This is a genomic window from Mycobacterium sp. 1245801.1, from assembly GCF_001673055.1.
Taxonomy (GTDB): domain Bacteria; phylum Actinomycetota; class Actinomycetes; order Mycobacteriales; family Mycobacteriaceae; genus Mycobacterium; species Mycobacterium europaeum_A.
Genome location: NZ_LZKY01000401.1, coordinates 1 through 19586, shown reverse-complemented (window position 1 = coordinate 19586; position 19586 = coordinate 1). Strand labels below are relative to the sequence as shown.

Below are 19586 nucleotides of genomic sequence, written 5' to 3'. Positions count from 1 at the left end.
CTCGTGTCGGGGTTGTCGCGCCGGGCATTTTTCGCGGCCGCGACCGGCGTGGCCGGTGGCGCGCTGGCCGCCGGGTGCGCACCGAACCAACCGACACCCGCCACGGGCCGCCCGTCCGCTCGGCCCGCGCCGGACACCACCTCGATCCTCGTCGTCGGCGCCGGGATGGCGGGTTTGTCCGCCGCCCGCAGCCTTGCCGACGCCGGGCGCCCGGTTCGCGTCATCGAAGCCCGCGACCGCATCGGTGGCCGGGTCTGCACCGACCGCGGCTGGGGCACGCCCCTGGAGCTGGGCGCCTCGTGGATCCACGGCACGACGGACAACCCGCTGACCGAGCTGGCCCGCCGGGCGCGATCGCAACTGGTAAGCACCGACTATTACGGGTGGGTCAGGCTCGCGGTCGATCCCGCGCTACAGCCGCTGGATTACCAGAGCGCAACCTGGCGATCGTTTGTCGAACGGGCGCGCAGTCTGCGCGACGCGACAAGCCTGGGCGCCGCGGTGCAAGCCGCCGCCGACGGCGCACGGCTGTCCGCATCCGACCGCGCCCAGCTGGCCTTCTATCTGACCACCGAGATCGAGGACGAATACGCCGCCGACGCGAATCAGCTTTCGGCCGCCACCTTCGACAAGGGCGATTACGCCGGCGGCGACCAGGACGTCATCATCAACGGCTATGACGCCCTGCCCAATTCGCTTGCCGAGGGGCTGACCATCGAACTCGACACGCCGGTCACCGCGATCGTGCAACGCGACGACGCAGTCATCGTGCGGGCCAAAGACAAGTCGTTTCGGGGTTCGGCCGCGATCGTCACCGTTCCCCTCGGCGTGCTGAAATCCGGTGCGATCGCCTTCGATCCGCCGCTGCCCGACGCGCACGCCCGGGCCGTGACCGCCCTGGGTTTCGGCGCATTGTCCAAGAGCTTCTTTCGCGTGGACCAGCGAACGTGGAAGGTAGACAACGCTTTTTACCAGTACCTCGGGCCCGAAGGCGGGCTGTGGTCACAATGGTTCACCCTGCCCGGCGATGCCGGCCCAATCGTGTTGGCGCTCAACGGCGGCGAGCGCGGGCGATTCGTGGAGTCACGCGCGCCCGGGGACGTGCTGGCCAGCGCGCTGCCCGTGGCCCGCCGGCTCTTCGGCGACAACATCTCGCTGACCGAGGTGCGGACCTCGAACTGGACCGTCGACCCGTACGCCCTCGGCGCCTATTCGTTTCACCCGCCCGGCTCCGGCCTCGACGACCGTCGCCGGCTACAGCAACCGATCGGTGACCGGCTTTACCTGGCGGGTGAGGCGGTGGGCATCGACAATCCGGCCACCGCGGCGGGCGCGCTGGCCAGCGGGCGCTATGCCGCCGATCAGCTCCTGCATCGACTGAACGGTTGACCCGGCCGGCTTGGCCGTCAGGAGGATGCGGCCTGCTGCCTCAGCGTGGTGTGCGGGCTTTGGCCATAGGTCTGCCGATAGAGCACCGCGAATCGACCGGTATGCGCGAAGCCCCACCGCTGGGCGATCTCGGTGACGGTCGAGCCGGGGGTCGTCGCTGTCATCAGCTCTTGATGGGCGCGGCTGAGCCGGACGCGGCGCATGTATTCGGTCGGAGTCGTGTCGAGCTGTCGCCGAAAGAGGTACTGCACCGCCCTGGGGGTCAGGTGCACCGCCGCCGCGACCTCGTTGATGCCGATGTCTTCGGCGGCGTGGCGGTGGATGAAAGACACTGCCTCCTTGAGGGTTTCGGGCAGGGCGAGATCGCTGGCCGGGTCGTGTTCGGTGAGGTTGGACGGGTAGCACTCGAGCAGCGCACCGGCCACCAGGTTGGCCATACCCGCCGCGATCCGCGGCTGCGCGGCGGTGTCGGCGGAAGTCAACGTCGCCACCACATAGTCCAGGGCTCGGTGCCATGCCCGCACGGCCGCACGGGAGCGCGGGCGCCAATTCAAGAACCGGGTCTGCTGCCCCAGCGACGAATGCCAGTCCGCGGCGACTCTCTGCAACGCTTCCGCCTCGACCTTGATCACGTCGAAACGCGCGCTATTGCAGTGCAATACGCACGACATGCCATGCGCGACGAGAATGGGGAAGTCCGTGGTCGCCAGCGGACCGCCCGCGACGCTCAACGATCCCGCACGCGGCTGGACCACCACGATGGTGTCGGATGCCGAGATCTCGAGGGTCGAACGACCCTGGATCATCACCTCATCGACCGTCAACAGACCGGCATCACTGCGCCGATGTGACATCGCGGCGTGAGTGGTGAGCCCGGAGATGCGCCAGCCCGGTTGATACGCGCCGGCGAAGAACCGCCGCGCGGCCTGTGCATCGACAGTGCGAAACTGCTTGTATTGCACAGCGGCTGGGCGGATCGCCGGTTCGGCCTCACGGCCGAGCACCGGACGTGCGGGACAATAACCGGACCCGGGCCCCTCGTCCGATTCCCCGACGAGCCCCACTGCCGGCTTCGCGGGTTTGCTGCCGGCCTCACTCGTCACGGTGGTCATGACCGGCCTGGATGCTTTGCGTTCGGGCCTCGCATCATTGCCTCATCGCGCCGTCGATGGTGCAGCGATCCGGTCCTGCGGCCCGACGGTCTCGTAAATGTTCAGCGTGTCGAGCGCAATTCGCGGCCACGCGAACCGCGACACGGCGCGGCTACGGCCCGACGAACCCATGCTCTTAGACTGAAAGCGCTGGCCGAGAAGCCTTCTCGCCGCCGCGGCCAACGCGACGGGATTCTCCGGCGGCACCACCAGACCGGTGATGTCGTCGAGCACGACGTCGGCCAGCACACCCACGCTGGCCGCGACCACCGCCACCCCGCTGGACATGGCCTGCAACACGGCGGTGGCCCGGGGCGGTTGACGGGGCGTGCATGCCACCATGTCGGCGGACCGGATGAACTTGGGCAGTTCGGCATCGGCGACCCGGCCGGCGAAGCGCACCCGGTCGTCCACACCCAGCTCCGACGCGAGACGTTGCAGCTGCGCACGTGCATCGTCGTGGCCGCTGCTATTGGCGTCGTTTTCGACGATCAGCAATTCGGCGCCGCGCACCTTGGGCAGCGCACGGATTGCGATATCGAGACCATTGCACCACAACGGATTTGGCGCCACCAGCAGGATACGTTGCAGCCCGTTACGCGATACTGCCGGACCAGTCGGACTGTAGCGCTCGGCGTCAACACCGCACGTCAAAGTGGACACCCTGGCCCGGCGGTGACGCAGTCGGGTCAGCGCATCGGCGTCGACGCTGCTCTCACCCGTCACCCAGGTAGCGCTGCGCGCCAGGAGCGGTTCCACGCGCTCCCGTTCGTTCCGTTCCGCCCCGGCGTGGCCACGCGATGTCGCGGCCAACCCCAAAAAGGTCTGCACGGTCGGGATGTGTCGACGGCGCGCGGCCAGCTGGGCGGCCAAGCCGCCCAGCCAGCCGTAGGCGTGCACGACGTCTGGAGGCTCGGTCGACCAGATTCGGTCCAAAGTGGCCGCCCACTCCCCCACATCGGGCAGCACGTCAACCGGTGATGCCGCCTTGCGGGGACCGACGGGAACCGAGATGCGGTGGTAATTGGCCTCGGCGGCCACTTGCGCGGAACGCCGGCTGGCTCGTCGCAGGCAGATAGTGGCGTTGTGGCCCTGGGCCGCCAGCGCGGCGCATAGCTGCTCCGGGTCCTCCCCGACGACGTCGTCGCCACTGACAATTGCCACCCTCAACTGCTATTCCCTCCGCGCCACCGTCCTTCTGCCAACACCAGATGGCATACCCTGCGCGGAAATCGCGAAACGGCTGCGACGGCCTCTTCGCCTGCAGGCCCGAGGTTCGCCACGTGGACTAGAGGTAAGCGCTAAACCGGGATCGCCCGGGACTGCGGCGTGGGTCGGCAAGGTGGAGACTTGAGGGATGCAGACTCACGGGCACGGCACCGCCGTTGAGCTGGTGGCGCTGCTGGCGTCGGCGGGTGGCCTGGAAGCCCTGTCGACGGTCTTGCGCGATCTGCCCCCGGACTTTCCGGCCGCCGTCGTCGTGCAACAACACCTGGGGGGCCACACCAGCGTCCTGCCCACCATCCTGGGCCGACTGATGGATCGTCCGGTCGGCTGGGCGCGCCAGGGACAGGCCCTCACACCGGGACAGGTGGCGGTCTGCCCGCCGGGAATGCTGTTGGAAGTCACCGTCGATGCCCACTTCCGGCTGCACAGCGGGGTCAACCACGGGACCCAGGGGTCGGACGTGCTGCTGACGTCCATGGCCAGTTCGTACGGACCGAGGAGCGTTGCCGTGGTGCTGTCGGGGTCGGGACACGACGGGGCGGCGGGCACCGTCGCGATGAAGGATGCCGGTGCCATCGTCATCGCCGAAAGTCCGGCGACGGCGCAGTACCCGTCGATGCCGCTAGCCGCCGCGCGCGCCGGCGCCGACCTGGTGTTGGACATCGACGAAATCGGGCAGGTCTTGGTCGGCATCGTCGGTGGGGCACCGCTACCCCAACAGCGGAAATCACCGGCACCCCAGGCTATGGACGTCGGCGCGGCCATTGCCACCACCTACGGCGTTCTCGACGGCTTACCCCCGAAGTTTGGCAGCAACACTGCGGCGGCCCGGGGCGAGCTCGCCCGACGGCGGGCGGCAGAACTGCAACGCAGGCGGCGGGAGCTAACGGTGGGATTGGGCGCCACGCAGGAGACGGTTGCCTTGGCTCGACGCAGGGCCCAGGAATCACGGTCCCGCGCGCAACTAGCTCATCAGGCCGCCGAGGAAGCATCCGTCCGGTGGCCGAATCGGTTGTCGCACCACCAGATCACGGGTAACTAACCGACAACCTCCATCAGCAGCAGCGCCCCGCCGACCGTCCCCTCGCTGGAGCGGAACGACGTGCACGTGATGCGCACCGTGGCCGGACGGCCACGCCGGTTGACGGCGTCCACCACCACGTGACCGGAGCTCTCCGGGTCGACAAAAGCGTTGCCGATCAAGGGCCGCACGGCATCAAGCGGCAGGCCGATGTCCAGGTTGGTCAGCCTTGACCCCGTCGCTTCGTCGGCCCGCAGCCCCCAGAGCTCCTCACAGCCGCGGTTCCACAGGATCACCTTCATTTCCCGGTCGACCACCACCATGCCCATCCGAACCGAGTCGATCAGCGAATCCTGGAAATGCTTGGCTTCGTCCAATTCCAGGCTGCGCTCGCGCAACATCTCGTTGATGGTGTGCAGTTCGTCGTTGGTGGACTGCAGCTCCTCGTTCATGGTCTCGAGTTCTTCGTTGGTCGACTGCAGTTCCTCGTTGGTGGTCTCGAGTTCCTCGACCGTGGATTGCAATTCCTCGTTGGTGGTCTCGAGTTCCTCGTTAGTGGATTGCAGCTCTTCGTAGGCCACCTCGAGTTGCCGGTTGGTTTGGACGACCTTGTCCAGCAGCGCGCGCGTCGCGGTGACGTCGAAGAACACGATCGACACCCCGAGCAAGCCGTTCTCGGCGTCGACGAGGGGGTTGACGTGGATCTCGAACCACACCGTTTCGGCACCCGGCCGCTGCCACTTGACGTCCTGGATCCGCGCCGAGCGCCGCTCCACCTTGGCCTGCTCTAGATATGCACGAAGCTCCACCGGACGGTAGGACACCTCGAGATCGCGCAGCAGCCGGCCGATGTCGCGGGCCGAGAGCCCGAAGGTGGTCTCGGCCTGCTGGTTGATCATGGCGACGGTGTCCTCGCCGGTGACCACGATCTGGGCCACCGGACTTGCGCGAAATGCCAAGTCGCGCACCGTCGTCAACCCCGGCAGGTCCACGTTGCGCTCGTAGAACGCCGCATTGGGATCGTAGCGATCCACTCCGCCGTGAGTTCCGGCCACCTTGCGAAAGATCCGGTGTTTGAGGTTCACCGGAGTGAATCTTTCTCCGTGGCTGAGCAACATCTCGGCGTGCCCGAGAAACAGCGTGCCCTGCGGCGCTAGGGCGAAATGCAGACGCCCCAACACGTTTCGCTGCGTCTCCGCGTTGAGATACATCAGGCTGTTGCGGCACACCAGCAGATCCACGCGCGAGATCGGCGCGTCCTTGACCAAGTCGTTGCGGCCGAAGATCACCGCGCGCCGCAGGTCTTTGTGAAAAGCGTAGCGGCCGTTGAGCTGTTCGAAATAGCGCCCCAACAGATCCGGCGGTACGGACTCGACCGCCTTGGCGTCGTAGGAGGCGGCCCGCGCCTCGCTGAGCGCGTCCTCGTCGACATCGGTGGCGTAGATCTTGACCCGTTCCCGGAACCCGTCCGGTCCTAATGCCTCGGCGAAGAGCATGGCCAGCGTATAGGCCTCCTGCCCCGAGGCGCAGCCGGCGCTCCACACCCGAATCGGATCGGCGGGGCCGCGCTCGGCCAGCAACCGCGGTATGATCTCGGCGCTGACGAACTCCCACGCATCGGGGTCACGGAAGAACGAAGTGACGTTGATCAGGACGGTGTTGAACAGCGCGGTGAATTCATCGGAACTGGCCTGCAGGAAATCGAGGTAGTCGTCGAACGCGGGGTAGCCCGCCTGGTCCATCCGGTGCCGGACGCGCCGCATCAGTGAGGTGCGCTTGTAGCCGGTGAAGTCGAATCCGCGCGAATCCCGCATATACCGCAACAGGGCTTCGAAAGCCTCGTCAGTCGTGGATTCCATGCACGTCCCGTCGATAACGATTTACCGAAGGACATGAACACTACTCGCGGTCAGAACTGGTTTTCCTGACCGATCAAAGCCCACACGGTTTTGCCCGACGACGTCGGGGTCGCGCCCCACGCCCGGCACAACGCGGCGACGATGGCCAGCCCAGAGACGATGTCGGCGCCGAGGGCGGCGTCTTCGTGCCGCCCGGGCAGGCGAGAACTGTTGTCCTCCACGGCGACCGTGACGGTGTCTTGGTAGCTCTCGACGATCAACACCGGTGCACTCCGCGTGTGGTCGAGAACGTTTTCGACGAAGACGGTGGCCAGCGTGGCAGCGACCGGGATCACCTCGCCGATGTCCCACTGGGTGAGCCATTCGCCGATCACACTGCGCGCAACCTCGAGGCTGCTGATGTTTCGTGCCAGGCTGGCGCGGGCCCGGCGTCGCACTCGCAGGGACTGACTCGCCACGGCGTCCAGGGCGATCTCGCGGGTGGCATGTATCGGCACATACCGGGTCACCCCGGCCGAGCTCATCGCGCGCCGCACCTGCGGGGCGGAAGCAACCAGCAGGATCGGCACATCGGGCCAGACGCTGACGTGCCAGCGAGCGCTGGTGAACACCGTCCACGCGGAGGCCGATGGCGCATGCAGGCCGTTGATGTCGACAATCACCGCGCGGGGTTCGTCGATCGCGGCCTTGATGACCGCGTCACGGATGGTCCGATAGGTCGAGCTGTCGAGTACCCCCGCCACGGTCAGGATCGGCAGGTCTTGAGACGTCTCCCGCTCGATCCGGACAGTCGGTCGGTCGCCGGTCATCCAGCTTCACCCTCTTGCTGGGCGGTGGTCGAGAGCCGGTCGCTGAGCAGGGTCAGCGCGCGCTCGGTCTCCTCCGCAATCGCCATGTAGCGCCGCACGAGCAGCTCGGTTCCAGCTTTGGCGGCCATGCCCCGGGCCAGCCTGGCCTTTTCCTGCAGGCTGCGCACCGCGATCCACATCGCCCCCTCGAGTTCGGTGTCCCGCGCGCCCAGCAGGGCCTCGGCCGTCCACGCGTGGCCCACCTGGCAGCGGAAATTGCCCTCGCTGACGGAAACCAGCGAGCCATTGCAGTCGGGGCAGGTGTAGCCCGACGGTGATCCCAGTTTCTCGGTATCGAAATCGGTCGCGAACCGCGACATCATGGCGATGCGGTTCTCGAGCTCCATCGCGGAGTCGCGCTCCATGTCGGAATCCTCTATCTCTCGGTGCGACAGCTCTTTGAGGACCGCGCCGATGCCGGCCGCCGGCGACTGCCGATCCACCACGCCGGCATCAACGGCGTTGGTCGGCATCGCCGGGAACAACGCGTCCTCGGGTGACTGGCCGATGGTGGTTCCGCCGCGCGAACGGATGGCGCCCAGTCCCAGCACGCCGTCGTCGAGCACGCCGGAGAGCAACACGCCGATCGCGCGGGGCCCGAAGTTCAATGCCACCGAGCGAAACAAGGCATTGATCGCCGGGCGGTGGCCGTTCTCGGTCGGCCCCTGGGTCAGCAGCACGCGATGATCGGCGACCAGCAGATGGCGGTCCGGCACACCGACGTAGATGCGGCCGGGCTCCAGCGCTGCGCCGTCTTGGGCAGCTACCGCCGGCAGCGGACCGCTGCGGTCGATGATGCGGGCGAGGATGCTGGGCGCACCCGCGGGCACATGAAGCACCATCAGATACGCGTACGGCACGTCCGGCGAGAGGCCGGCGGCGAGGTTGGACAGCGCTTCCACGCCGCCGGCCGATGCGCCGATCGCCACCACGCCTTGCAGGGCGCCGACCTCAGCCGTCTGAACCACCACTTTCGACTACCCCTATCGATGGTAGGTAATCGGCCGGCCGCTGAATAGCGGCCGCCGACGAGCTGCCCGACCGGTTCGTCGAGGACTTCGCCGCCGCCCTGGCGCGGCACCGCTGCTGGGAACGGCGCACGGACCCGGTGCCGGCCTGAGCAGGTTTTTGAACCGGCCGGGGCGGGCACTACTGACGAAGATGTCTGTGGACAGGAGGATGAATCATGCCGCGTTCCTCGATCAAGAACGAAAAGATGTATCAGGACTTGCGCAAGAAGGGCGACTCCAAGGAGAAGGCCGCGCGTATCTCGAACGCCGCCGCCGGCCAGGGCAAGTCGAAGGTCTCCCGCAAGGGCGGCAAGTCGGGGTCTTACCAGGACTGGACCGTGCCCGAGCTCAAGAAGCGCGCCAAAGAGCTTGGCATGTCCGGCTATTCGAGCCTGAGCAAGGACAAACTGGTCGCCAAACTGCGGAATCACTGACCGGTCAGGCCGAGTCGGTCGACCAGCACCAGAAAAGCGACGGCGTAGTCGTTGTCGGCGGTCTGCGCCCGAATGGCTTCCCAGTCCAGGCGTTCGCGCACCGCGCGGACCGCGGGCAGCAATTTGGCGAAGTCGCAGTGGTGCTCGCCCAGCGAGCGCAGCTGCTGGACCAGCACCATGGTGGGAGGCAACACCGGCATGCGGATCGCCAGCACGTCGCGTTGTTCGGCCCTGTTCAGCGTGTCGGCGTCCACGGGCACGCCATTGATGCGATGCAGGATATCCACGAGTACGCCGGCGGTGCGGGCCTTGAACAACCAGTCCTCCGGCGGGCGTTCGATGGCGAATCCGGCGTCGGCCAAAGCGGTGACGGCGGCGTCCACGTCGGTCTCGCTCACCACCAGGTCCACGTCGTGGCTGGGTTCCGGTGCGCCGTAAGCCCATAGCGCATAACTGCCGGCCAAGGCGAAGGGTGGCCCCTTCTCCTTGAGCGCCGAGGCCGCGCCCCGCAGCGCATCTCGCAATGGCGTGGCGCAGGCGGATCCGTCGGTGTGGGTGTCGGTGGCGGCCATGGTGTTTAGGTCATACCCGGCGAACGGGCGAGGCAACCTGGGGCGGTCGCTGAAGCCGTTTAACTTGCGGCTAATCGGGAAATCTTGGGGTTATGTCAACCGCCGTGCCATGCGCATATGACGGTGCAGCCGTCGTGATCCCCGTCCACAACGAACGAGCAAAGCTGCCTGCGTGTCTGCGCGCGGTACTGACTGCCGCCCTGTGTGCGCCGATCCCGGTGCAGATCGTGGTGGTGCTCGACGGTTGTGATGACGGCAGCGACGAACTGGCCGGCGACTACGGCCCCGATGTGCATTTCCTCAAGGTAGACGTGCACACTCCCGGCACGGCCCGGGCCGTCGGGTTCGGTTATGCGCGCTCCCTGTTCAGCGACGATGCCAACTGCTGGTTTGCCACCACCGACGCCGACGGTCGAGTCGACCCGCGCTGGCTGACCCATCAGCTGAAGTCCGGCGCGGAGATGGTCGTGGGCGTCGTGCGGTACTACGAGGCCGGCGCCGGACACCGGGAAAGCCACCACGAGTTGGTCGGCGGCGACATGGGCTTCGACGCGCGGGCGTATTGGCATGTCGGTGGCTTTCGTACCCTGCCGACCGGTGAGAAGACCGACTTGGTCGAGCGGTTCGAAGCCGCGGGCCACCGCATTCATCGACACACCGAACTGTCTGTGATCACACCGGCGCGGACCGAGGCTCGGGCCCTGCACGGATTCGCCCACCTCAGGCCGTTGGGGAGATCGGCGGCGGGTGATTGCGCGTGACGGCGGGGTTGGTTGAGCACTGGCTGGAGTCCGGACGACTCGAGTTACCCCTTCCCGCCTCCGGTCGCACCGCCGAACGCTGGCAACGCCTGGCGCGCCTCGCCGAGGAGAACATCGTGGCGGCCAGGATCGCCGAAGCCCACGTCGACGCGGTGGCGATACTTCACGAGCTGGGCGGCAAGCCACCCGAACCGGGTCAGCTGTGGGGCGTGTGGGCGGCCGAAGCCCCCGACGCCGTGCTGACGGCCACCGACGTCGACGGCGCCTTCACCCTGAGTGGCACCAAGGTGTGGTGCGCGGGTGCGGGGTTCTGCACCCACGCACTGGTGACCGCGCGACTGGCGGACGGCACCCGCGGCCTGTTCGCGGTCACCGCCACCGACCCGACCGTCAAAGCGTTGCCGAGCACGTGGTGGAACGCCGGTATGGCGGGCAGTGACACCAGGCCGGTTCAGTTCACCAATGCCCAGGCCGTCGCCGTGGGCGACCCCGGGGCCTACCTGGACCGCCCCGGCTTCTGGCATGGCGCCATCGGTGTCGCCGCCTGTTGGCTGGGCGGCGCGCGCCGGGTCGCCGACCCGCTGTACCGTTGCGCCGCAAGCCAATCCGCCGACGCTTATTCGCTGGCGCATCTGGGCGCCGTGGACGCCGCGCTCGCCGCCGGTGACGCGATTCTGACCGCAGCGGCGAGCCAGATCGACGACGACCCGTTCGACCGGGCCGGCACCGCGCAGCTGTTGGCCCGCAGGGTGCGCACGGTGGTGGAACACGCGGTCGACGAAGCCATCACCCGCACCGGGCGGGCGCTGGGCCCGGGCCCCCTGTGTCAGGATGGGCGGCACGCGCAGCGGGTCGCCGATCTGAGCATCTACATCCGCCAAAGCCACGCGGAGCGAGACCTCGCCGAGCTCGGGCATCTGGCGGGCCAGCAGGCGACGAGGGACCCATGAAAACCCTGCCGGCGGGCAACTGCGCCAGGTTTGCGGCCAAGCCGCTGACGCACAGCGGCACTCCAGCGCCGTTGTGGCTGGCCGAGTTTCAGGAGCGGCCCCTGCCGGCGCTGGATCTGACGGAGTGCAAGAACCTGGTCGTGGTGGCCCCGCACCCCGATGACGAAACCCTGGGCTTGGGTGCCATGATCACCCAGCTGGCCGCGGCGGGGGCGCGAATTCACGTGGTCTGCGCCAGCGACGGCGGCGCCGCACGCCCTGGAGCGTCGGCCTCGGAGCGTCTTCGCATGGAAACCATCCTTCGATACGAATCACGCAGGGCAACAAATCTTTTGAACGTCCCTCCGCCGATGTTGCTGGGTTTGCCCGACGGCGAGCTGACAGACCACGAGGACAAGCTCACCGAGACGCTGACCGAGGTCCTCCAAGCGGCCGGCCCCGCGACCTGGTGTGCGGCCACCTGGCGCGGTGACGGCCATCCCGATCACGAAGCCGTGGGGCGCGCGGCCGCGACCGCGTGTGAGCGCACCGGAGCCACGCTGCTGGAATATCCGATCTGGATGTGGCACTGGGCGATTCCGGCCGACACGGCGGTGCCCTGGGACCGGGCCCACTCGGTGCGCACGCCCGGCTGGGCGATGGAGCGCAAACGTCGCGCCGCGCAATGCTATCGCAGCCAATTCGCTTTCAGCGCAGGCGAATCAGCGCCCATACTGCCGGGCTTCGTGCTTTCGCGACTGCTCACGGTGGGCGAAGTCGTATTCCGGTGACCGCGTCGCCCCGGTGACTGCATGACCGCGAAAGTGGGTAGTTGAAGGCCTATGCGCGTGGCGACTTTCAACATCCTGCACGGTCGCACCGTCGGTGATGGCGTGGTGGTTGACCGGCTGCGTGAGTGCGTGCGCCGCCTCGATCCCGACGTGCTGAGCCTGCAAGAGGTCGACTGTGATCAGCCGCGGTCCGAGCGCGCCGACCTGACCGCCGCGGCGGCCGAAGCCATGGGAGCGGTCGAACACCGGTTCGTGGCGGCCATTTCCGGCACACCGGGGGCGACCTGGATGGCCGCCACCGGCCGCGAACAGCCGGGTACCGCGGCCTATGGGATCGCGCTGCTGTCTCGCTACCCGGTGACCAGTTGGCAGGTGCTGCGGTTACCGCGGATTCCCATGCGGTTCCCCATGTACCTGCCCGGTCCCAACCGGGTGATGGTCGTCGACGAGGAGCCACGGGCGGCGGTCATCGCGCAGTTGCGCACCCCGATGGGCGGGCTGACGGTGGCCAACACGCACCTGTCGTTCGTTCCGGGGTGGAATCGGCGCCAGCTGCGCAGGGTGATCTGCGACCTGCGCGGCTTCCCGGGCCCGCGGCTGTTGACCGGCGACTTGAACATGACCCCCAAAACGGTGCGCCGCTGGTCCGGCATGCGGGCGCTGGCCGCGGCGCAGACGTTTCCCGCGGACAGTCCCCACCGCCAGCTCGACCACATCCTGACCGACGATCCCCGGCTGCGCGGCGGCGCCGTCGAGGCGGACCTGATGACCATTTCCGACCACCGTCCGCTGGTGGTGGACCTGCACCGGGACTGAACCCGTTCAGTCTTCTTGAGCGCCAGCCGATCTCATCGCCACCAGCACACGCTCGACGTCGGCCGTGCTGGGCATCGCGTCGGTGACCCCGATGATGGCCACCCCGACATCTGCGTGGTCGATCCCGAGGCGCCTGGGCGTGAGCAGCTTGCGGGCGATCGCGGTGACTTCGTCGTCGGTCACGCGCCGTGGCAGCAACGCCAACAGCGGCGCGTAGCCGACGTCGGGCGCGCCCCTGGGGCGGCCCGCACGCAGAAACGCGATCATGCTCGATACCCGCTGTCCCAGGCTCATCCGCCACCCCGCTCGTCCGCACGCCACCCGCCAAAAGCGGCTCAAGCCGGGGAATAGCCCGGCGGGACGGCTTGAAACCAGTCGAATGGCGATCGTCGGCATAGCCTGGGCGCGCGCAAGGGGCCCGGCCCGACTTTCGGACCGGGCCCCTTGCGGGGTGGCCTACTGGTTCTTCTTCTGGCGCTCTTCGGCAGCGTCCGCGCCGGCCCGCGCCGACTCGGCTTCGGCTTCCTTCTTGCCCGCATCGCGTTGGGCGTCCGCCTTGTCCTGCTGGCGGCCTGGCCCTCTTCGGACAGGTCGTCGCGGCCAAGTATCGCGCCGCCGACCTCCTTGGCCTTGCCCTTGACGCCTTCGACGGTGCCCTTGACTGCTTCCTCCGGTCCGCTGTTCTGGTCTCCCATGCGTCGACCTCCTTCTCGGTGGTTGGTGGACTTGCGCTCGACGGCATCTAGGGCGTTCCCGCCGCGCGGGGCATCAAACGCCCGGTAACACGTTGCGCCCGGACACGCGCGGCCGCGTGTGCGGCCGATCACTCCACCGGTATCTGTGCACGAAGCTCACGTCCGGCTTCGCCGAACTGACCGGTTTGAGCCGGGTACTACTGGGTACTGTCGGACGACGAACGCCCGGGGGGTGAGCCGTAGTGACGACGACGATCGCAGTGATCGGGGCGACCGGCACGGCGGGCACGCGCGTTGTCGCCCGATTGAGGGCGCGCGACGTCGCAGTGGTCGAGATTTCGCGCGGCCACGGCGTCGATCTGTTCAACGCAGCGGAGCTGTCGCAGGCGCTCAACGGAGTCGACGTCGCCATCGACGTGTCCAACCCGCTTCCACCCGACGGGCGATCCGACATCGGCCAGACCCTCGCGGCCGCATCGCACAACCTCGTGGGCGCGTGCGCGACGCAGGACGTGCAGCGCCTGGTGGTGTCGACGATCGCGGGAATCGAGGACCCGGTGTTCGACGGCTTCGCCTACTACGAGGCCAAACGGCAGGCGAAGGACATCCTGCTCGACGGCCCGGTGCCGACCACCATCGTCAAGTCGACCCATTGGTACGAGTTCGCCACCAATCACGACGCGGTGAGCTGCGACGACACCGAGGTGGTCGTCGAGGACTGGCTGATCCAGCCCATCGCGGCCGATACCGTCGCCGACGTGCTGGTCGAGGCGGCCCTGGGGCAGACGCACACGCCGCGCACCATCACCGGGCCCGACCCCATCCGGTTACCGGAGCTGACATCGAAACTGCTTACGCAGCAAGGTGATCCCCGACAGGTCCGCGTGGTAGAGCCCGCCGTTGCCGCGCTGGGCGCCGGAGCGCTACTGGCTGGCGATCGCGCGGTGGTCGTCGGCCCCGACGTCGACACCTGGTTGCACACCCTCGCGCCGCCCAGCACCGACGGACATCACCCCGCGGACGGCGACGGCTCCCGCCCTCGCATCGGCCCGAGCTTCAGGTAACGATTGCATCACGATCCCGCTGACAATTCCTTAAGAACCGGGCCCGTTTCTTAAAAATCCTCGGATCATTTGATCGTTCGCTTAGCAAACGACCCCTAAAGAGGCCAGGACGGCCGCCGGCGTTCGTTGTCGGCGAAAGCCCGCACTGTTCGATTCCGCTACTTTGGATTTCGAGGATCGGGAGCCTCTCTTCAGAGAAAATCACTTCGCTTTCGAAGGACATCACAATCATGAAAATCAGCAGCATTGTCGCGCGCCGGAAAGTGGCCGGAATCAGTGCCGGCTGCCTGCTCGGGGGAATGGCCATGGGCATCGTCGGCGCACCGTCGGCGGCCGCAGCACCCGACTGCAGCCCCGGCGGGGTGAACAACACCGTGTCAGCGGTGCAGGGCTCGGCCGAGCAGTATCTGGCGGCGCATCCGGGCGCCAACCAGGTGGTGACGGCGGCCTACGGGCAGCCGCGGCCCCAGGCCGAGTCGAGCTTGCGCAGCTACTTCACCGGCCACCCGCAGGAATACAACGACCTGCGCGGCATCCTGGCACCGATCGGCGACACCGAACGGCAGTGCAATGTCACCGCCCTGCCGCCGTACCTCGAGTCGGCTTACCAGGAATTCATGGCCGGCTGACCGCAGTCCCGAGACGACCCGCCACGACGCTGTGGCGGGTCGTTTTCCATTCCGGCCGCGCTTCTTGGCCGTGTGAACGACTTCTCCGGCGGGTAATTGTGCAGTCAGCGACCAGAACTGGAGGACGACAATGCGGTTGCGCCGTAGCGTGCTGAGCAAGCCGGGAATCGCGCGCAAGCGTCGCGGCAAAGGTTTTGCGTATTACCAACCGGATGGCAAGCCGGTCTCCGACCCGGAAACCTTGCAGCGCATCAAGGATCTGGTCATTCCGCCGGCATGGAAGAAGGTGTGGATTTCGCCATACGCCAATGGCCACATCCAGGCCGTCGGCGTCGACGCGGCCGGTCGCCGGCAGTACCTGTACCACACCGCCTGGCAGCAGGAGCGTGCCGAGGAAAAGTTCGACCGCGTGCTGGAACTGTCCACCCGGTTGCCGGCATGGCGCGCCGAGATAGCCAAGGATCTGACGCGACAGGGCTTGACCCGCAAGCGGGTCCTGGCGCTCGCGCTGCGGCTGCTGGATCGCGGCTACTTCCGCGCCGGTGGCGAACAGTACGCCGAGGAGCACGAGTCCTACGGCCTGTCCACCCTGTTGTGTGAGCATGTGGTGGTTCGGCGCAACGCCGTCGAGTTCGATTTCCCGGCCAAGAGCGGGGTCCGGCGCACCGTGGCAATCGAGGACCCCGAAGTGGTTCGAGCGGTGCGCGCCCTGATGCGCCGGCCCGAGCGCACCGAGCGATTGCTGGCGTGCCGCAACGCATCCGGGTGGCTCGATGTGCGTGCCGACGACCTGAACGCCCGCTTCAAGGAATTGGTGGGCGACGAGTACACCGTCAAAGATTTGCGGACGTGGCATGGAACGGTGCTCGCGGCCACGGCGTTCGCCGATGCCGACCCGGCGGTCTCACAGCGGGTCGCCAAGCGCGTCGAATCCGCGGTGATGAAAGAGGTGGCCCAGGAGTTGGGCAACACCCCGGCCGTGGCGCGCGGTTCCTACGTCGACCCCCGGGTCGTCACCGGTTACGAGCAAGGACTGACCATCGCCGCGGCGGCGCGCCGTGCCGAACGCGCCCGAAAGCCCGATGTGGCGCAGGAAATCCTGGACAAGGCGACCCGCATGCTGATCCGGCGAGTCGCCAAGGGCAACAGCGCGTCGGGATCGTCGCTGCCCAAGAGCGCCTGAGCAAAGAACGCGGCCGCCGCCGACCCAGACGGTGCGCGCGGGCAAACCGGTTCTCCGTCCGACGGTGTTCGTCCGGTGTCCATGGGAGTTCGCATCATGGACAGTAGGTGCGATCTAGGCGCCACCGGGCATGGCGACCACTTCTCCACCAAACACATTGTGCCGCACCGATAGACGTGCTCGCGGAGGCCCATGACGGCCCGGCCGCGTTCGAAATCAGCGGCCGAAACGCTGTTTATCGGAGAAGTCCTAGGGTATCTGGCTCGCCATGTTGGATCCCGGCCGAGCAAAGCGCGTTCTGGTGTGGCACGTGCACGGATCGTGGGCGCAGGCCTTCGTCGCGGGCGGGCACCGCTATTTGATTCCGGTGGCCGCCGATCGCGGTCAGGACGGCATCGGGCTGGCCGGACGATCGTGGCCCAACGCGCAGGAAATCCCGCTCGAGGACCTGGCGGCCGAAGACATCGACCTGGTGGTGCTGCAACGCCCGCACGAGGAAGAACTCGTCGCCCGCTGGGCGGGTCGGCGCCCCGGCCTCGACCTGCCGGCGGTCTATGTCGAGCACAACGCGCCCCGCGAACACGCAGCCCAAACCCGCCATCCCCTCGCCGAGCGCCACGACATCCCCCTCGTGCACGTCACCGCGTTCAACCGGTTGATGTGGGACAGCGGTCGCGCGCCGACTCGGGTCATCGATCACGGCGTTGCTGATCCCGGCCAGTTGTACACCGGCGACGTGCCGCGGGCCGCCACCATGATCAACGAGCCGGCGCGGCGCGGTCGTGTGGTCGGCGCCGACCAGTTGGAGCCGCTGTCGAAGTATGCCCAGATCGACGTGTGGGGCATGGGCACCGAGGGGATCTGCGTCAATCGTGGTGCGGTCACCGGCCGCGGCGACGTCGCCGCGCCGCAGCTGTGGCGCCAGATCGCCCGCCGCCGGGTGTACCTGCATACCGCCCGCTGGACCTCGCTCGGGCTGTCCCTGATCGAGGCGATGCTGCTGGGGATGCCTATCGTCGCCGTCGGCTCGACGATGGCGCCTTTCGTCGTCCCCTCCGAGGCAGGCGTTGTCAGCCCGGACCCGGTGACGCTGGGCGAAGGGCTGCGAGATTACCTCGACGACCAGGCAACCGCGGCGGCCTCCGGTAAGGCCGCACGCGAATTCGCCACTGCCCGTTTCGGACTCGACCGTTTCCTCGCCGAGTGGGACCAACTGATCGAGGAACAGTGCAACTGAGGAGGAAGGAGCCCGCATGAGGATCGCGATGATCTCCGAGCACGCCAGCCCGCTGGCGCATCTGGGCGGCGTGGATGCCGGCGGACAGAACGTCCACGTCGCCGAGCTGTCCTCCGCGCTGGCACGGCGTGGCCACGATGTCGTGGTGTACACCCGCCGCGACGATCCCGAGCTTGCCGAGTCCGTCGAGACTCCGGACGGCTATTGCGTGGTGCACGTCCCGGCGGGCCCGGCCCGGGTAGTGCCCAAAGACCAGTTGCTGCAATACATGTACGGCTTCGCCCATTTCCTGGAGAGCCGGTGGCTGACGGATGCGCCCGACGTGGCACACGCGCACTTCTGGATGTCGGGCGTGGCCACCCAGCGCGCCGCGCGGGCGCACTCGATACCCACCGTGCAGACGTTCCACGCGCTGGGCCTGACCAAGAAACTGCACCAGGGCACCGACGACACCAGCCCGGGTTGCCGAATCGCCGTGGAGGGCCGGATCGCACGCGAAGCCACCTGGGTCGCCGCCACCAGCACCGACGAGGTTTTCGAGCTGGTTCGGATGGGCCGGGCGCGATCCCGGACCTCCGTGGTGCCGTGCGGGGTTGACATCGACGCTTTCACCCCACACGGTCCGGTGGCCGCCCGAGGGCACCGGCCCCGCGTCGTATCGGTGGGACGGCTGGTGCCGCGCAAGGGCTTTGAGACATTGATCCGGGCCATGCCGCTCATCCCGGATGCCGAATTGGTGATCGTGGGTGGCCCGCACGTCACCGAGCTGCCCGAGGACTCGCACGCACAACACCTGCTGCAGCTGGCGATCGACCTCGGGGTGGCCGACCGGGTGCGCCTGTTCGGCGGGGTCGCCCGCGCCGAGATGCCGGCGCTGCTGCGCTCCGCCGATGTGGTGGCATGCACACCCTGGTACGAGCCGTTCGGCATTGTGCCCTTGGAAGCCATGGCGTGTGGCATCCCGGTGGTGGCCACCGCGGTGGGCGGGATCCGTGACACCGTCGTCGACGGCGGCACCGGCCGGCTGGTGCCACCCAGGGATCCCGATGCGCTCGGGGACGCCCTGGCCACCCTGATTTGCGATGGCCGCCGCGGACGGGCGCTGGGCAAGGCCGGGCGCGAACGCGCCCGGGCGCGCTACACCTGGGACCGGGTGGCCGCCGACACCGAACGCATCTACGAGAAGGTGTCACTCGCCCGGCGCGACATGAGCACACCGAGCACACGTTCCGGGTGATCCTGTGGCTCAATCACCTTCCCGCATTCACCGCCGGGACCACCGGTACCAGAGCCGGGTACGTCCGCTCTCCCGCGCTCTGGTCACCGGCGGTGCCGGATTCCTCGGCGCGCACCTGTGCGATCGGCTCCTTGCCGCCGGTGTCGAGGTGGTCAGCGTGGACGACCTGTCCACCAGCACAATCGATCACCGGCTGGCCGGCCATCCCGGGTACCGGTTCGTGCAGCACGACGTCTGCGACCCCGGCCTGGTCGAGGAGATCGGCAGTTCTTTCGACGTGGTTTTCCATTTGGCCTCGGCGGCTTCCCCGGTCGACTACCAGCGCCGGCCCATCGAGACGCTGCGCGCCGGATCGGCGGGCACCGCGACCGCGCTGGACATCGCCGAGCGTGGCGGCGCCAGGTTCGTGTTGACCTCTACCAGCGAGGTGTACGGCGACCCCGAGGTGCACCCCCAACACGAATCATATTGGGGCAACGTCAATCCGGTGGGACCGCGCAGCGCCTGGAAGCAGAACGACGGAACCATCCGTCCGTCGCCGGCACGCATGCCCGGCCCGTAGGTGTTGAAGATGCGTGCCACCCCGACATCAACGCGGCCCAGGCGGCGGTGGGCGAACGCGAGCGCTTCGGCGTACCGCTTGGCTTCGTCGTAGACGCTGCGCGGTCCCACCGGATTGACGTTGCCCCAATATGATTCGTGTTGGGGGTGCACCTCGGGGTCGCCGTACACC

Annotated in this window: 19 protein-coding genes and 3 pseudogenes; 13 read left to right on the top strand and 9 right to left on the bottom strand. The window is 67.8% G+C overall.

Going from position 1 to position 19586, the window contains the following annotated elements:
• The first annotated feature begins 3 nt into the window (after positions 1–3).
• Positions 4–1389 carry an NAD(P)/FAD-dependent oxidoreductase gene (locus tag A5622_RS25440; RefSeq protein WP_066881995.1) on the top strand — a complete coding sequence of 462 codons (1386 nt, stop codon included), beginning with the start codon at positions 4–6 and terminating at the stop codon, positions 1387–1389.
• Between the two features lie 17 nt (positions 1390–1406).
• Here A5622_RS25440 and A5622_RS25435 read toward each other — a convergent pair whose 3' ends face one another.
• Both A5622_RS25435 and A5622_RS25430 read right to left on the bottom strand, forming a co-directional pair.
• Positions 1407–2501 carry a helix-turn-helix domain-containing protein gene (locus tag A5622_RS25435; protein ID WP_066881993.1) on the bottom strand — a complete coding sequence of 365 codons (1095 nt, stop codon included), beginning with the start codon at positions 2499–2501 and terminating at the stop codon, positions 1407–1409.
• Positions 2502–2543: 42 nt separating this feature from the next.
• Positions 2544–3710, bottom strand: coding sequence for a glycosyltransferase (locus A5622_RS25430; protein WP_066870922.1), 1167 nt, complete (start codon positions 3708–3710; stop codon positions 2544–2546).
• 187 nt (positions 3711–3897) lie between these two features.
• Here A5622_RS25430 and A5622_RS25425 point away from each other — a divergent pair, with 187 nt between their 5' ends.
• Positions 3898–4809 carry a chemotaxis protein CheB gene (locus A5622_RS25425; protein WP_066881991.1) on the top strand — a complete coding sequence of 304 codons (912 nt, stop codon included), beginning with the start codon at positions 3898–3900 and terminating at the stop codon, positions 4807–4809.
• On the opposite strand, the gene A5622_RS25420 is transcribed toward A5622_RS25425, so the two are convergent.
• Genes A5622_RS25420 through A5622_RS25410 form a run of 3 tightly spaced genes read right to left on the bottom strand, consistent with a single transcriptional unit; the run spans position 4806 to position 8466 of the window.
• Entirely contained in the window at positions 4806–6647 is a 1842-nt protein-coding gene (locus A5622_RS25420) for a CheR family methyltransferase (protein ID WP_066881989.1), read from the bottom strand. The two genes, A5622_RS25425 and A5622_RS25420, sit on opposite strands and share 4 nt — an antisense overlap.
• A 50-nt stretch (positions 6648–6697) precedes the next feature.
• A complete protein-coding gene (locus A5622_RS25415; protein WP_066870930.1) occupies positions 6698–7456 on the bottom strand; it encodes an STAS domain-containing protein in 759 nt (252 codons plus the stop codon).
• The gene (locus tag A5622_RS25410; protein WP_066881987.1) at positions 7453–8466 is read right to left on the bottom strand and encodes a chemotaxis protein CheB; all 1014 of its coding nucleotides are present in this window, start codon (positions 8464–8466) and stop codon (positions 7453–7455) included. The genes A5622_RS25415 and A5622_RS25410 overlap by 4 nt, the downstream gene beginning before the upstream one ends.
• A 215-nt stretch (positions 8467–8681) precedes the next feature.
• Between A5622_RS25410 and A5622_RS25405 the strand changes: the two genes are divergently transcribed.
• Entirely contained in the window at positions 8682–8939 is a 258-nt protein-coding gene (locus A5622_RS25405) for a Rho termination factor (protein WP_066870937.1), read from the top strand.
• Here A5622_RS25405 and A5622_RS25400 read toward each other — a convergent pair.
• Positions 8933–9511: a nucleotidyltransferase gene (locus A5622_RS25400; protein ID WP_066881985.1), complete on the bottom strand. Its 579-nt coding sequence runs from the start codon at positions 9509–9511 to the stop codon at positions 8933–8935. The genes A5622_RS25405 and A5622_RS25400 overlap by 7 nt on opposite strands.
• Before the next feature lie 134 nt (positions 9512–9645).
• Between A5622_RS25400 and A5622_RS25395 the strand changes: the two genes are divergently transcribed.
• From A5622_RS25395 to A5622_RS25380, 4 genes are read left to right on the top strand one after another with little or no spacing between them, the layout of a single operon-like run.
• Entirely contained in the window at positions 9646–10272 is a 627-nt protein-coding gene (locus A5622_RS25395) for a glycosyltransferase family 2 protein (RefSeq protein WP_156753090.1), read from the top strand.
• Positions 10269–11222 (top strand): acyl-CoA dehydrogenase, encoded by a 954-nt coding sequence (locus tag A5622_RS25390; RefSeq protein WP_066870947.1) that lies wholly within the window; start codon positions 10269–10271, stop codon positions 11220–11222. Before A5622_RS25395 ends, A5622_RS25390 begins: the two co-directional genes overlap by 4 nt.
• Entirely contained in the window at positions 11219–11992 is a 774-nt protein-coding gene (locus A5622_RS25385) for a PIG-L deacetylase family protein (RefSeq protein ID WP_066870957.1), read from the top strand. Before A5622_RS25390 ends, A5622_RS25385 begins: the two co-directional genes overlap by 4 nt.
• Before the next feature lie 51 nt (positions 11993–12043).
• On the top strand, positions 12044–12808 hold the full coding sequence (locus tag A5622_RS25380) for an endonuclease/exonuclease/phosphatase family protein (protein WP_066881981.1): 765 nt from the start codon (positions 12044–12046) through the stop codon (positions 12806–12808).
• A 6-nt stretch (positions 12809–12814) separates the two neighbouring features.
• On the opposite strand, the gene A5622_RS25375 is transcribed toward A5622_RS25380, so the two are convergent.
• Positions 12815–13102 carry a DUF3349 domain-containing protein gene (locus tag A5622_RS25375; protein WP_066870962.1) on the bottom strand — a complete coding sequence of 96 codons (288 nt, stop codon included), beginning with the start codon at positions 13100–13102 and terminating at the stop codon, positions 12815–12817.
• A gap of 162 nt (positions 13103–13264) precedes the next feature.
• Positions 13265–13503 (bottom strand): annotated as a pseudogene (locus tag A5622_RS28735) (CsbD family protein).
• Positions 13504–13745: 242 nt separating this feature from the next.
• On the opposite strand from A5622_RS28735, the gene A5622_RS25370 reads away from it, so the two are divergent.
• The 6 genes and pseudogenes from A5622_RS25370 to A5622_RS28730 form a co-directional block, all read left to right on the top strand.
• Positions 13746–14567, top strand: coding sequence for an SDR family oxidoreductase (locus tag A5622_RS25370; protein ID WP_066881979.1), 822 nt, complete (start codon positions 13746–13748; stop codon positions 14565–14567).
• Positions 14568–14797: 230 nt separating this feature from the next.
• On the top strand, positions 14798–15196 hold the full coding sequence (locus A5622_RS25365; protein WP_066870971.1) for a heme-binding protein: 399 nt from the start codon (positions 14798–14800) through the stop codon (positions 15194–15196).
• A 130-nt stretch (positions 15197–15326) separates the two neighbouring features.
• Positions 15327–16379 (top strand): DNA topoisomerase IB, encoded by a 1053-nt coding sequence (locus tag A5622_RS25360; RefSeq protein ID WP_066881977.1) that lies wholly within the window; start codon positions 15327–15329, stop codon positions 16377–16379.
• 268 nt (positions 16380–16647) lie between these two features.
• Positions 16648–17616, top strand: a complete 969-nt coding sequence (locus A5622_RS25355; protein ID WP_066881975.1) for a glycosyltransferase — start codon at positions 16648–16650, stop codon at positions 17614–17616.
• Between the two features lie 16 nt (positions 17617–17632).
• Complete coding sequence (locus A5622_RS25350; RefSeq protein ID WP_066881973.1) at positions 17633–18853, top strand: glycosyltransferase; 1221 nt, start codon at positions 17633–17635, stop codon at positions 18851–18853.
• Positions 18854–18878: 25 nt separating this feature from the next.
• Positions 18879–19367 (top strand): annotated as a pseudogene (locus A5622_RS28730) (NAD-dependent epimerase/dehydratase family protein); the annotation flags it as partial.
• A gap of 35 nt (positions 19368–19402) precedes the next feature.
• On the opposite strand, the pseudogene A5622_RS30880 reads toward A5622_RS28730, so the two are convergent.
• Positions 19403–19525 (bottom strand): annotated as a pseudogene (locus A5622_RS30880) (NAD-dependent epimerase/dehydratase family protein); the annotation flags it as partial.
• Between the last annotated feature and the right edge of the window lie 61 nt (positions 19526–19586).

Coding starts and splice junctions, on each gene's coding strand:
- A5622_RS25355 (WP_066881975.1), top strand. CDS start 16,648: ATGTTGGATCCCGGCCGAGCAAAGCGCGTTCTGGTGTGGCACGTGCAC.
- A5622_RS25405 (WP_066870937.1), top strand. CDS start 8,682: ATGCCGCGTTCCTCGATCAAGAACGAAAAGATGTATCAGGACTTGCGC.
- A5622_RS25375 (WP_066870962.1), bottom strand. CDS start 13,102: ATGAGCCTGGGACAGCGGGTATCGAGCATGATCGCGTTTCTGCGTGCG.
- A5622_RS25350 (WP_066881973.1), top strand. CDS start 17,633: ATGAGGATCGCGATGATCTCCGAGCACGCCAGCCCGCTGGCGCATCTG.
- A5622_RS25385 (WP_066870957.1), top strand. CDS start 11,219: ATGAAAACCCTGCCGGCGGGCAACTGCGCCAGGTTTGCGGCCAAGCCG.
- A5622_RS25435 (WP_066881993.1), bottom strand. CDS start 2,501: ATGACCACCGTGACGAGTGAGGCCGGCAGCAAACCCGCGAAGCCGGCA.
- A5622_RS25420 (WP_066881989.1), bottom strand. CDS start 6,647: ATGGAATCCACGACTGACGAGGCTTTCGAAGCCCTGTTGCGGTATATG.
- A5622_RS25365 (WP_066870971.1), top strand. CDS start 14,798: ATGAAAATCAGCAGCATTGTCGCGCGCCGGAAAGTGGCCGGAATCAGT.
- A5622_RS25360 (WP_066881977.1), top strand. CDS start 15,327: ATGCGGTTGCGCCGTAGCGTGCTGAGCAAGCCGGGAATCGCGCGCAAG.
- A5622_RS25380 (WP_066881981.1), top strand. CDS start 12,044: ATGCGCGTGGCGACTTTCAACATCCTGCACGGTCGCACCGTCGGTGAT.
- A5622_RS25425 (WP_066881991.1), top strand. CDS start 3,898: ATGCAGACTCACGGGCACGGCACCGCCGTTGAGCTGGTGGCGCTGCTG.
- A5622_RS25415 (WP_066870930.1), bottom strand. CDS start 7,456: ATGACCGGCGACCGACCGACTGTCCGGATCGAGCGGGAGACGTCTCAA.
- A5622_RS25400 (WP_066881985.1), bottom strand. CDS start 9,511: ATGGCCGCCACCGACACCCACACCGACGGATCCGCCTGCGCCACGCCA.